The 12,535-nt window shown below is 61.4% G+C and carries 12 protein-coding genes; 5 read left to right on the forward strand and 7 right to left on the reverse strand.

Going from position 1 to position 12,535, the window contains the following annotated elements:
- Positions 1–18: 18 nt before the first annotated feature.
- Positions 19–966 carry a LysR substrate-binding domain-containing protein gene (locus tag L8K08_RS04355; protein WP_145161345.1) on the reverse strand — a complete coding sequence of 316 codons (948 nt, stop codon included), beginning with the start codon at positions 964–966 and terminating at the stop codon, positions 19–21.
- A gap of 137 nt (positions 967–1,103) precedes the next feature.
- On the opposite strand from L8K08_RS04355, the gene L8K08_RS04360 reads away from it, so the two are divergent.
- The 3 genes from L8K08_RS04360 to L8K08_RS04370 all read left to right on the forward strand — a co-directional run bounded on the left by L8K08_RS04360 (position 1,104) and on the right by L8K08_RS04370 (position 4,444).
- Positions 1,104–2,480, forward strand: coding sequence for an L-serine ammonia-lyase (locus L8K08_RS04360; RefSeq protein ID WP_242194542.1), 1,377 nt, complete (start codon positions 1,104–1,106; stop codon positions 2,478–2,480).
- Between the two features lie 62 nt (positions 2,481–2,542).
- Positions 2,543–3,829, forward strand: coding sequence for an HAAAP family serine/threonine permease (locus L8K08_RS04365; RefSeq protein WP_242194544.1), 1,287 nt, complete (start codon positions 2,543–2,545; stop codon positions 3,827–3,829).
- Between the two features lie 300 nt (positions 3,830–4,129).
- Positions 4,130–4,444, forward strand: coding sequence for a DUF3509 domain-containing protein (locus L8K08_RS04370; RefSeq protein WP_242194545.1), 315 nt, complete (start codon positions 4,130–4,132; stop codon positions 4,442–4,444).
- On the opposite strand, the gene L8K08_RS04375 is transcribed toward L8K08_RS04370, so the two are convergent.
- The gene (locus L8K08_RS04375) at positions 4,441–4,929 is read right to left on the reverse strand and encodes a phosphate-starvation-inducible PsiE family protein (RefSeq protein ID WP_106579492.1); all 489 of its coding nucleotides are present in this window, start codon (positions 4,927–4,929) and stop codon (positions 4,441–4,443) included. The two genes, L8K08_RS04370 and L8K08_RS04375, sit on opposite strands and share 4 nt — an antisense overlap.
- A 302-nt stretch (positions 4,930–5,231) precedes the next feature.
- Here L8K08_RS04375 and L8K08_RS04380 point away from each other — a divergent pair, with 302 nt between their 5' ends.
- Positions 5,232–5,492, forward strand: a complete 261-nt coding sequence (locus L8K08_RS04380; protein ID WP_016974596.1) for a YebG family protein — start codon at positions 5,232–5,234, stop codon at positions 5,490–5,492.
- A 54-nt stretch (positions 5,493–5,546) separates the two neighbouring features.
- Here L8K08_RS04380 and L8K08_RS04385 read toward each other — a convergent pair whose 3' ends face one another.
- On the reverse strand, positions 5,547–6,566 hold the full coding sequence (locus L8K08_RS04385) for a Glu/Leu/Phe/Val dehydrogenase dimerization domain-containing protein (protein ID WP_145161336.1): 1,020 nt from the start codon (positions 6,564–6,566) through the stop codon (positions 5,547–5,549).
- 187 nt (positions 6,567–6,753) lie between these two features.
- Here L8K08_RS04385 and L8K08_RS04390 point away from each other — a divergent pair, with 187 nt between their 5' ends.
- On the forward strand, positions 6,754–7,557 hold the full coding sequence (locus tag L8K08_RS04390) for a tetratricopeptide repeat protein (RefSeq protein WP_242194548.1): 804 nt from the start codon (positions 6,754–6,756) through the stop codon (positions 7,555–7,557).
- A 234-nt stretch (positions 7,558–7,791) separates the two neighbouring features.
- Here the strand turns inward: L8K08_RS04390 and L8K08_RS04395 are convergent, their stop codons facing one another.
- From L8K08_RS04395 to hmgA, 4 genes are all read right to left on the reverse strand, one after another.
- Positions 7,792–9,162 carry an aromatic acid/H+ symport family MFS transporter gene (locus L8K08_RS04395; protein ID WP_242194550.1) on the reverse strand — a complete coding sequence of 457 codons (1,371 nt, stop codon included), beginning with the start codon at positions 9,160–9,162 and terminating at the stop codon, positions 7,792–7,794.
- A 136-nt stretch (positions 9,163–9,298) separates the two neighbouring features.
- Positions 9,299–9,943, reverse strand: a complete 645-nt coding sequence (gene maiA, locus L8K08_RS04400) for a maleylacetoacetate isomerase (RefSeq protein WP_242194552.1) — start codon at positions 9,941–9,943, stop codon at positions 9,299–9,301.
- Between the two features lie 13 nt (positions 9,944–9,956).
- Positions 9,957–11,243, reverse strand: coding sequence for a fumarylacetoacetase (gene fahA / locus L8K08_RS04405; protein ID WP_242194554.1), 1,287 nt, complete (start codon positions 11,241–11,243; stop codon positions 9,957–9,959).
- Positions 11,244–11,246: 3 nt separating this feature from the next.
- Positions 11,247–12,530: a homogentisate 1,2-dioxygenase gene (gene hmgA / locus L8K08_RS04410; RefSeq protein WP_242194556.1), complete on the reverse strand. Its 1,284-nt coding sequence runs from the start codon at positions 12,528–12,530 to the stop codon at positions 11,247–11,249.
- Between the last annotated feature and the right edge of the window lie 5 nt (positions 12,531–12,535).

Here is a 12,535-nt window from a genome sequence, read left to right on the forward strand (position 1 = left end):
TCTTACGCTTAGCCAACCTTACAATTGCCCCTCTCCCAACGGGTGCAATCCGCGAAAAATCCCCGCTTCTTCCACCAGCCAGTCATGCACCGCGCGTACGCCCGGATGGCTCAGCGCGCCCGGCGCATACAGCAGCACGTAGCGTTTGTGGTTCGGCACCGCGAGGCCGAACGGCACAATCAAGGTGCCACGTTCCAGCTCGTCGTTGAGCAAGGTGCGCCGCGCAATCGCCACGCCCATGCCGGCAATGGCGGCCTCGATGGTCAGGTGATTGCGGTTGAAGGTATGCCCGCGCCGTACGTCGGCGTGGTGGTAGCCGATGGCATTCAGGTAAAACTCCCACTCAGCGTATTCATAACTCCCACGCCAGGCGGTGATGTCGTGCAACAGCGGAAAATGCACCAGGTCGGCCGGGCCATGCAACGGCGGACGCCCGCGCAACAAGCTGGGTGCGCACACCGGGAAAATCTGCTCATCGAGCAAGGCTGTGGATAACAGCCCGGGATAGCTGCCGTCGTTCAAGTCGATGGCCAAGTCGAAATCGCCCTCATGCAGGGCGACGCTGCTGTCTTCCGCGACCAAGCGCAGCTGAATATCCGGAAACCGTTGCTGCAGACGCGGCAAACGCGGGGTCAGCCACTTACCGAGAAACGACGGAATGGAGCGCAAGCGCAAGGTGCCGCTGATCATTCCCGCGTCCAGCCGCTGCAACTCGGCATCGATGCTGCCGTAGGCCTCGCCCACCGTCGCCGCCAGCCGCTGCCCTTCGGCGCTCAGTTCTACGCCGCGCGCGCGTCGATGAAACAGGCGAAACCCCAAACGCTCCTCCAGCTGGCGGATTTGCTGACTCACCGCCCCCGGCGTGATGTGCAGTTCTTCGGCGCAGCGGGTGAATGACAAATGCCGCGCGGCACAGGAAAAAACGTGCAGCCAGACATACGTCTGGCCATGAAGAGGCCGGGTCATAGGGTTTAGTCCTGCTAAAGGGTGTCTTAGGATAATTCGTTGGTCACTGCCGTTCCAGAGGCTCAGTATCGCGCCAATTCCGCTCGTCCTACAAAACATGGCAGCGATTCCTACTCCATTACTTGTAAGGCTTTAGCATGGCTATCAGCGTTTTCGATCTATTCAAGGTGGGCATCGGCCCTTCCAGCTCCCATACCGTGGGCCCGATGCGGGCGGCGGCGACCTTTGCCCAGGCCCTCACCGACCAACAATTGCTGATCGAAACGCGCCGTGTCGAGGTGCGCCTGTATGGTTCGCTGTCCGCCACCGGTGTCGGCCACGCCACGGACCGCGCCTGCGTAATGGGCCTGATGGGCGAATGGCCGGACAAGGTCGACCCGACGTCGATCAACGCGCGTATCCAACAGTTGCGCGAAAGCGGCCAACTGCTGCTCGCAGGCACGCAGGAAATTGCCTTCAACTGGCACACCGACCTCCTGCTGCTGGAGGAAAGCCTGCCCTACCACCCCAACGCCATGTCACTGCACGCCTATGGCGACAACGGCCTACTGAGCGAACAGACCTATTACTCGGTCGGCGGTGGTTTCATCATCGAAGCGGCCGAAGCCGCTTCCGGCATTGCGCCGACCAGCAATGTTGAATTGCCCTACGACTTTTCCAGTGCCGTCGAACTGCTGGCCTTGTGCAACAAGCACGGTCTGCGGGTTTCCGAGCTGATGATGGCCAACGAACGCGCGTGGCGCAGCGATGAAGACATCCGCAGCGGCCTGCTGCACATCTGGTCGGTCATGCGCGAATGCGTGGAGCAAGGCCTGCGCGATGAAGGCATCTTGCCGGGTGGCCTGGACGTGCCACGCCGCGCGGCGAAATTGCACCGCAGCCTGCTGGAAATCGGCAAGCCGAATGTCATCACTTCAACATTGTCGGCGATGGAATGGGTCAACCTGTTTGCCCTCGCCGTCAACGAAGAAAACGCCGCCGGCGGACGCATGGTCACTGCGCCAACCAATGGCGCGGCGGGGATCATCCCGGCGGTGCTGCATTACTACATGAAGTTCAACGCCGACGCGTCTGATGACGATGTAGTCAATTTCTTCCTGGCTGCCGCCGCCGTCGGCATCCTCTGCAAGAAAAACGCCTCGATCTCCGGTGCCGAAGTCGGCTGCCAGGGCGAAGTGGGTTCCGCCTGCGCAATGGCCGCTGCAGGCCTGGCCGATATCCTCGGCGCCACCCCGGAGCAGCTGGAAAACGCCGCCGAAATCGGCCTGGAACACAACCTCGGCCTGACCTGCGACCCGGTCGGCGGCCTGGTGCAAGTGCCGTGCATCGAGCGCAATGCCATCGCCGCGGTCAAGGCGATCAACGCCACGCAAATGGCCCTGCGCGGTGACGGCAAACACTTCATTTCCCTCGACCGGGTGATCCGCACCATGCGCGACACCGGCGCCGACATGCATGACAAATACAAAGAAACTTCACGGGGCGGCCTGGCGGTCAGCTGGGTGGAGTGCTGACCGGAGCACTGCAACCCGTCCTGAACGTGAGCCCGCGCAAAAATAATAACGAGGCAATATCGATGACCGATGTACGTACACCTGCTGCTGAAAACCCTGTGTCAGAAAAAACCGTGACCACCGGCTGGACCAAACACGACACCACCTGGATGCTCGGCCTCTACGGCACGGCCATCGGCGCGGGCACCTTGTTTCTGCCGATCAATGCAGGCGTCGGCGGCTTCTGGCCGCTGATCGTGCTGGCGCTGCTGGCTTTTCCGATGACCTTCTTCGCTCACCGTGGGCTGACGCGCTTTGTGCTGTCAGGCAAATCCGGCGACATCACTGACGTGGTCGAAGAACACTTCGGCGTCGGTGCCGGCAAGCTGATCACCTTGCTGTACTTCTTCGCCATCTTCCCGATTTTGCTGGTGTACAGCGTGGCGCTGACCAACACCCTGAGCAGCTTCATGGAACACCAACTGCACATGGCCCCGCCGCCTCGGGCGATCCTCTCGCTGGTGCTGATCCTCGGCCTGATGGCCATTGTGCGCTGCGGCCAAGGCGTGATCGTCAAGGCCATGAGCGTGCTGGTGTACCCCTTCGTCGCTGCCCTGCTGTTGCTGGCCGTGAGCCTGATCCCCAACTGGAACGGCGCGTTTTTCGCCTCCGCCAGCGAAGGCATGCCGCTGCCGGTTTTCTTCAAAACGCTGTGGCTGGCAATCCCGGTGATGGTGTTTTCCTTCAACCACTCGCCGATCATCTCCGCGTTCGCCGTCGACCAAAAGCGCGTGTACGGCGCCCAGGCCGAGCGCAAGAGCAGCGGCATCCTCGCCACTGCGCACGGCATGATGGTGCTGACCGTAATGTTCTTCTGCTTCAGTTGCGTGTTGGCCCTGTCGCCGGCTGACCTGGCGGCTGCCAAGGCGCAGAACATTTCGATCCTGTCGTACCTGGCCAACCACTTCCAGACCCCGGTAATCGCCTACGCCGCGCCGTTGATCGCGTTGGTGGCTATTACCAAATCTTTCCTGGGCCATTACATCGGTGCCAGCGAAGGTTTCCAGGGCTTGATCGTCAAATCCCTGCGCGGGCGTGACCGTGCGATGTCGTCCAAAGGGCTGGACCGCTGCACCGCGCTGTTCATGGTGCTCACCTGCTGGGCCGTGGCCACGTTCAACCCGAGCATTTTAGGCATGATCGAAACCCTGGGTGGGCCAATCATCGCGTGCCTGCTGTTCCTGATGCCGATGTACGCGATCCGACGCGTGCCGTCTCTGCGCCAGTATTCGGGCCAGCTGTCGAATGTGTTTGTGGTGGTGATCGGTCTGATTGCGCTGTCTGCGATCGTTTTCTCGGTATTGCCCTGAAATAGCCCACTGACCTCAAGCACAGCACAAAGCAAATGTGGAAGCGGGCTTGCCCGCGAATGCAGTCTTTCAGCCGAGTATCTATTGGCTGATACACCGCTTTCGCGAGCAAGCCCGCTCGCACATTCAGACTTCACTGGCGCGAAGATCGCTGTACGGCACGCCCCTTGCTGTACAGCTCTTGAGGAAAACGGACCTTGTGAAAACCTCAGCGACGGAGTGGCCGGTAGTCAGGCAACGCGAACTAATCCAGACGCCGGTCGTCAATGACTGCATGTTCTTATCAGGCGGTAACGCACCATGGACAATCCTTTTCAGATCATCACCGACACCTTTACGCCCAAATACCGCGTCAACCTGAGCATCCAACGGCTGGATGGCAGCATCATGCTCACCCTCTCGAACGAGGATGGCGTGGTCGCCAAACGCATGATCAGCGCCGAACAGCGCAACGACCCGCAACGGCTCAAACGGCTGGTGCAAAGCATTCAGTTCGGCATCGCCATCGAGCAGGGCCACAGCGCCATGGAGATTCTGACGGTGATGACGGACGGCGACCATAAAGTGCTGCAGCAACCGCCCGCTCGCGCCCTGCCCTTCAGCGTCGGGCTTTAAAGCTCGCCCTTCTCGGTTTCCAGGCTCGCCTCGCCTTTGCGACGCGGGCCTTCAACCTTCACCGAAGGAAATGCCGACGAGGCGTAGCGCACCACCAGGATCGAGAACGCCAGCAGCAGAATCCCGCCGCACAGGTAGATGATGCCGATGTCCGGCGGGTTGTGGTGGGAGACGTTGGAGATCAGCAGGCGCGTCAGTGCGGTGATTGCCACGTAGATCAGAAAGCGCACCGGCATGTGGTTGGTCTTGAAATAAATCCCGACCATCGCACCCAATTCCAGGTAGATGAACAGCAGCAAAATGTCATCGATCTTGATGTGCCCGGTTTCCAGCATCCCCAGAAATTCCATCACCGCCGCCCACGCGGTCACCGCACCAATGGCGAACAGCGCCAGGTAGTGGAATGTCTCGACAAACAAATTACCCAACGACTCAGCCAGCCCATGGACGTTCTGGCGCAGTTTTTCGGCCCAGTTGATTTTCACGATGATGCTTCCTTAGGTCGGCTCGACCGGATAATGCGGGTTGGACGTGACGGTTGTTCTGCATGCAGAAAAAAGGCCAGACACTGGAAGTTGAGATGGTGGCCGCGTGACATGAGGCACAAGGTCGTCACAGGTAAGTCGCTAACCTCAAATCCGTGCGCCTTCCTGCAGTGCTCAATGCCTATTTCCCGACTACATTAAAAAACTGCTACCCAAACCCCGTGGTTTGGCTTACCCTTTTAGCTGTATATAAATACAGTAGTCGCAAAAGACAACTATCGTGAAGGCATGTGAGGTGGTGAATGGCCGTCGAAGTGGTATACCGCAGCAGCCGAGATCTGGAGCGTTTGTTCATGGATAAAGCCGAAGCTGACCGTCATGACAAAATGCTTGAACTCGCTGAGTTGCTGGCAGAAGTGTTGCAAAAAGCCGTGCCGTCCCTGAGCGAGCAGCAGGTGGAAGAAGCCGGGATCTACATGGCGAAGAACCGCGATGTATTTGCCAAGGCGTTCAAGAGCCAACCGGACGCATTGTCCGAGTTGCTGAACCCAACGGCAGAATAAAGCCCGAATTGAACAGGCCCTGAATCATTGATTCAGGGCCTTTTTAATGCCCGATTATGGGTACAGCAAGCGTTCGGCCAGCTCATCTGCCACCCGGGCAGGCGAGCGTTTTTCGGCTTGGGCGTGGGCGAAGATTTCCGTCAGGCGCGTGCCGATGTTCGCCAGGTGCGCGGTGATGCCCGGCAACTCGGCGCCACTATGTTTGAGGGCGACGTAGATCAGGCCGCCGGAATTGATCACGTAGTCCGGCGCGTAAAGGATGCCGCGCCCTTCCAACTGGTCGGCGATGTCCAAGGTGGTCAGCTGCGCGCTGGCCGAACCCGCCACGGCGGCGCAGCGAAGCTGGCCGACGCTGTGTCGATTGAACACGGCGCCGACGCCACAAGGCGCAAGAATGTCGCACGGCGTGCTGAGCAAGGCGTCATTGGCGATGGGGTGCGCGCCGAGCTGCTCCATCGCCAGTTGCACCTTGCCGTTATCGATATCGCTGACCAGCAGTTCGGCGCCAGCCGCGTGCAGTTGCTCGGCCAGGGCGTAACCGACATTGCCCAGGCCCTGGACGGCCACGCGCAAACCTTCCAGGTTGTCGCTGCCCAGCCGGGCCATGGCGGCGGCGCGGATGCCGGTGAACACGCCCATGGCCGCATGCGGCGCCGGGTCGCCCGCGGCAGTGGTGCTGGTGACGAAGCGGGTGTGCTGGGCGATGCAATCCATGTCCGCCACCGAGGTGCCGCTGTCGATGGAGGTGATGAAGCGGCCGTCGAGCTTTTCGATGCAACGGCCAAACGCTTCAAACAACGCTGCGCGGCTTTCCACGTGTACGGGGCGGATGATGACCGCCGTGCCGCCGCCCACCGGCAAACCGGCCAGGGCGGCCTTGTAGCTCATGCCTTGGGCCAGGCGCGCGGCATCGGCCACGGCACTTTCATCGTCGGGGTAAGACAGGTAGCGACAACCGCCCAAGGCAGGGCCCAGGCGGCTGTTGTGAATGGCTATGATCGCCTTCAGCCCGGTCACCGGATCGACGCTCAGGTGCAGCGATTCAAGGCGGGTGCTGTGCATGAGAGCAAACATCGTCAAGCTCCCGAATCACTTCTGGTAGAGGCCCAAGTATAGGCTGACGGTAGGAAACTGCCGAAGTGCGCTGGAATAAGCCGGCTCAATTCACAGACCCCGCGACATAAGCAGGCCGGATATTTCTTAAGTCACTGGACGAAAATTCGCAGCAAGGCTAAAACGGGGGCATCCGCCGGAGAACGCAATGAATCCCCGCACAGCCTTTTTCGCCTGCCTGGACCGTTCACCCCCAGCGCTGTTTGAAGCCGCGCTGTGGATTGCTGCCGAACACGACCCGGCCGTACAGCCGTTGCTGATCCTGCAAGCGCTGACCCTGCTGCAACAACAGGTCAGCGTGGGCATGCCCTTGTTGCCGGCGGATGAACTCGGCCAGCCGCTGCTGCGGCGCATGAATGACTTGGGGTTCGCTCAGGATGACTTCACCCCACTGCGCCCCGCCGCGGCCCTTCTCGACAAGGTACTGCAGCGTAAACGCGGGCAGCCGTTGGCGATGGGCTTGATCGCACTGGAGATGGCCCGGCGCCTGGACATTCCGATGGTCGGTGTGAATTTTCCGGGGCATTTCCTGCTGCGCGTGCCCGGCGCCGATCACCTGCTGGACCCATGCGGCGGGCGGCGTCTGTACCCCAATGATTGCCGTGAGTTGCTGCACCGCCAGTACGGCCCAAATCTCAAGCTACAGGCCGACCACTTGCTCACCGCCGAGCCGCGCTCGATCCTGCAACGGTTGTCACGCAACCTGCGCCAACTGCATCTCTCCAACGACAACCCGCTGGCCGCGTTGATCGACGCCGAGCGCGTGCTGGAATTGGGCAATGCCAGTGCCGCCGATTACCTGGCCCGGGCCAGCCTGTACCAGCGCCTGGATTGCCCCAGCGCCGAACGCTTCGACCTGGAGCACGCGTTGTTGCTCAGTGACGACCCGATCCAGCGCCTGCGCCTGACCGAGCGGCTGGGGCACTTGCCGCCCAATTCAGTGGTGCATTGAACGGGTTATTCCGGTTCGTATGGCTTGTCGTGGCGAGCGGGCTTGCCCCGCGTTGGGCTGCGCAGCAGCCCCAATCCCCAATCCCCAATACAGTCACCGCATCTCTTCAGAAAAACCGCGGTGGCAGGTTTTTGGGGCCGCTTCGCAGCCCAACGCGGGGCAAGCCCGCTCGCCACGCCAAGCCCGCTCGCAACAACACGCCAGCTCGCTACAAAGTCTGCCAAGCCAACAAGATCAGTGCTTGGCCGGTGCTTTGAGAATATCGCTGTGGAGTGGCCCCTTCGCCGCAGCTGATCCAGGCGAACGCACCTGAATGATCAACAACGCCGCAATCACCGCCGGAATCGCGCAGAAGAAGAAAATCTGCTGCACCGGAATATGCATGGCCAACAGCATGCTGCCAAACAGCGGCCCCAGGATTGACCCAAATCGCCCCACGCCCAATGCCCAGCCGGTGCCCGTGGCGCGCACGTGTGCCGGGTAGAAATTGCTGGCGAAGGCATTGAGGGTCAGTTGCCCACCGATGATGCAGAACCCGGCCGCAAACACACAGGCCACCAGATAGCGCGGGTTATCGTGATTCAGGCCGAGCAGGATGGTGCACACCGCAGCAGCGGCCAGCACGCCGGACAACAGCCGCACTTTGCTCTTCAAGCGATCGGCAAACCAGGCCATGCCGATGGCGCCCAAGGTGCCGGCAAACAGGAACATCGAGGTCACCAGATTGGCTTGCTTCAATTGCAGGCCGCTTTCCAGCAACAACGACGGCAGCCAACTGATCATGAAATACAGCAGGATCAGGCTGACGAAAAAGGTTGCCCAGATCAGCACGGTCGGGCGCGCGTAACCGTTGCGAAACAGCTCCAACACCGTCAGTTTGCTGCCCTGCTCCTGAAGGTTCTGCGCTTCACTCGCCAGCGGCGGTTGCCACCCCGGCAGCATGCGCGCGGTGACTTTACGCAAGCGCGCATACGGCGGTGCATCGCGTAACAGGCGCGGCAGGGATTCCGGCAACAGCCACATCAGGAAAGGAAACAGCAGCAACGGCGTCACGCCGCCCGCCAGGAACACCGCCTGCCAGCCGTAGCCTTCGATAAACCCGGCGGCGACAAAACCACCGGCTGCGCCGCCAAACGAAAAGCCACACGCGGCCAGCGTCACCATCAAGGTGCGCATCCGCGGGGGTGAGTAGTCCGACATCAGCGCCATGGCACTCGGCATCGCGCCGCCCATGCCGATGCCGCAGATAAACCGCGCGGCCATCAACGTGGTCAGGGAATTGGCAAACACCATCAGCACCGTGAGACTGGCGTAGATCAGCACACAGCCGAGCAGGATGCGGCGCACGCCGAAGCGGTCGGCCAATGGCGTCACCAACAGCGAGCCGAGCGTCAGGCCCAGCAGGTTGGCGCTGAACACCGGGCCGAACGCGGCTTTTTCCAGGCCCCAATCCTTGGCCAATGCCGGCACCACATAGCCCAGCACCTGGGCATCGTAGCCATCGGTGACCAGCAGCAACGCCAGCAACACGAGGATCAACCACTGATAGCGCGACACCGGACGGGCGTCGAGTGCCGCACGAAAGCTGGCAATCTGATTGTGCATCGCAAGGTACCTATTATTTTTATAAGGGTAACGCTGATCAACTGTGGGACCTGGCTTGCCTGCGATGACAGCCTGTCATGTGCGCCATCACTGGCTGACACTGCGCTATCGCGGGCAAGCCCGCTCCCACATTGATTTAGGGTGTGTCCGGGGTGTCGGGTTGGTTAGCCGGGTGTGCCTGCACAAATGCCGGATGCTGCGCCGCCAACGCCGCCACGCGCGCAATGCGCGGGTACGCCGCCAGCGGCACTTTGAAACGCTCCGCCGCATACAACTGCGGAATCAAAAACGCATCCGCCATCCCCGGCTGCTCGCCAAAGCAAAAGCCTTTATCGCCAATCAGCTGCTCCACCGCGCCCAGGCCCTGGCTGATCCAATGCCCGATCCACTCCAGCAATTGCGCCTCATCGTGCCCCCACTTGCGCAACAGGTTCTGGGTACTGGAGTTGTGCAGCGGGTGAATATCGCAGCCGATGATGGACGCCACTGCGCGCTCATGGGCGCGCGTGGCCAGGTCTTTGGAAAGCAGCGGCGCCTGTGGATAACGTTCCTCCAGGTACTCGATGATTGCCGGTGACTGAATCAACAGATCACCTTCGTCCGTACGCAACGCCGGCACGCGGCCCTGCGGGTTGATCGCCAGGTAGTCCGGCTGGCGATTGGCACCGCCCGGCGGCACCAGCAAGTTGACCGGCACTGCGGTGACGTCCAGCCCCTTGAGCGCCAGGGCGATACGCACGCGGTATGACGAAGTGGAGCGGTAGTAAGTGTAGAGTTCCATCGCCCTGCCCTCTTTAACGCGCCGCGACGACGGTGCCACGGCATTCGCCGAACCCGATGGAGGCAAACCCTTCGCGGCGGCACCGCGCGCGCAGGATGATTTCGTCGCCGTCTTCGAGAAACTTACGGACCTCGCCCGAGGCCAGTTCAATCGGCTTTTTACCGCCTTCGGTAATCTCCAGCAGGCTGCCGAACTGCCCCGGCTGCGGGCCAGACAAGGTGCCCGAACCAAACAGATCACCGGCCTGCAATTGGCAACCGTTAACGCTGTGGTGCGCAACCATCTGCGCCACGGTCCAGTACATGTGCTGGGTGTTGCTCAGGGTCAGGCGATGGGCCGGCAGGTTTTGCTTGCGCATCGCGGCGGTAGTCAGCAGCACTTCCAACTCAATGTCGAAACCGCCTGCGGCCTGGTCACGCTTATCCAGCAGGTACGGCAGCGGTTGCGGATCGCCCTCGGGGCGTGCCGGCTGGGCTTTGCGGAACGGCTCCAATGCTTCGGCCGTCACCACCCAGGGCGAAATGCTGGTGATGAAACTTTTCGACAGGAACGGGCCCAGTGGCTGGTATTCCCAGGCCTGGATGTCGCGCGCCGACCAGTCATTGAGCAGGCAGAAACCGGCGATATGCTCGGCCGCATCGCCAATCGCGATCGCGTCGCCCATGGCATTGCCCTGGCCGATCCAGATGCCCAACTCCAGTTCGTAATCCAGGCGCGCGCAAGGGCCAAATGTTGGCTCGGTCTGGCCGGCCGGCAACGTCTGGCCTTTAGGGCGGCGCACCTCAGTGCCGGACGGGCGAATGGTCGAGGCACGGCCGTGATAACCGATCGGTACGTATTTGTAGTTGGGCAGCAGAGGATTGTCGGGACGGAACAGCTTGCCGACGTTCTGCGCGTGTTCGATGCCGACGTAGAAGTCGGTGTAGTCATTGATTTTTGCCGGCAAGTGCATCTGGCAATCAGCGGCCAAGTGCAGCACTTGCGCCTCACGGGTTTGCAGTTTGCTGCCTTCGGCAAGCAGTTCCAGCAGGCGTTCGCGCAAGGCCAAACGCGGGCCACGGCCAAGCTCGAAAAACGCATTCAACTGGCCGCCGACAGTCGCCTCCACCGCGCGGCGGGCTTCGCCGTCAAACTCATCCAGGGCCGCGTGCAGGTCGAGAATGCAGTCGCCAATCGCCACGCCGCTGCGCGGTGCCGAGCCGTTGATACTGAACACGCCCAGCGGCAGGTTCTGCAGGGGAAAGTCCTGGTGACCGTTGGCGGAGGCCACCCAGCTGCGGGCTAGCGTTGGTTGAGTCATGGGTTATCTCCGATTCGGGTTGAAGGTGGCAGGCAGTGAGGCCCAGCACGCGTCGTAAGCGGGTTGCAGTTGCGGGCATTCGAGGGCGAACTGCGTGGGGCGCAGCACTTGGCTGGTCTCGAACATGAAGGCCATGGTGTTATCGATCTTGTGCGGCGCCAGCTCGACATTGATCGCCCTGGTGCAGGTTTCACCGTCCGGGCCGTGGGCACTCATGCAGCTGTGCAGCGAGGCGCCGCCGGGCAGGAAGCCTTCGGCCTTGGCGTCGTAGGCGCCCTGGATCAGGCCCATGTATTCGTTCATCAGGTTGCGGTGGAACCACGGCGGCCGGAAGGTATTCTCGGCCACCATCCAGCGCGGCGGGAAGATGACGAAGTCGAGGTTGGCCAGGCCGTGCACGCTGGTGGGCGAGGTCAATACGGTGAAAATCGACGGGTCAGGGTGATCGAAACTCACCGTGCCGATAGTGTTGAACCGGCGCAGGTCGTATTTGTACGGCACGTTATTACCGTGCCAGGCGACCACGTTGAGCGGTGAGTGATCGAGTTCGCAGGCCCACAGTTCGCCGAGAAATTTCTGCACCAGCGTTGTCGGCTTTTTGAGGTCTTCATAGTGGGCAACCGGCGCGAGGAAGTCACGCGGGTTGGCCAGACCGTTGCTGCCGATCGGGCCAAGGTCCGGCAGGCGCAGCGGCGCGCCGTGGTTTTCTGCGATGTAGCCGCGTGCTTGGGCATCCAGCAGTTCGACGCGAAATTTCAGGCCACGCGGCAGTACGACAATTTCCAGCGGCTCCACGTCCAGCACGCCCAATTCGGTGGCGATGCGCAGGCGGCCCTGCTCGGGGACGATCAACAGTTCACCGTCGGCGTTGAAGAACACGCGCTCCATCGAGCGATTGGCGCGGTAGGTGTAGATGCTGATGCCAGACGGCTGTTGCGACCCGGCGTTGGCAACCATGCCCACCAGGCCGTCAATGAAATCGGTGGGCTCACTCGGAATATCCAGAGGGTTCCAGCGCAAGCGGTTGGGCGTCACTGCGCCCAACGGCCCACCGGCCAGTTGCCGCTCAAGCTTGACGAACGCCGGGTGATTGGCCGACGGCTGAATGCGGTACAGCCAGGTGCGACGGGCTTCGATGCGCGCCATGGTAAAGGCTGTGCCGGAGAACAGTTCGGTGTACAGGCCGTACGGGGCTTTTTGCGGGGAGTTCTGGCCGACGGGCAGCGCGCCAGGCAGGGCTTCACTGGCGAATTGATTGCCAAAGCCCGATTGGTATTCGAGGTTCATGGATC

Origin of the sequence: Pseudomonas sp. TREG-RG-20F-10-E-6-01 (genome assembly GCF_022662455.1) — a bacterium.
Taxonomy (GTDB): domain Bacteria; phylum Pseudomonadota; class Gammaproteobacteria; order Pseudomonadales; family Pseudomonadaceae; genus Aquipseudomonas.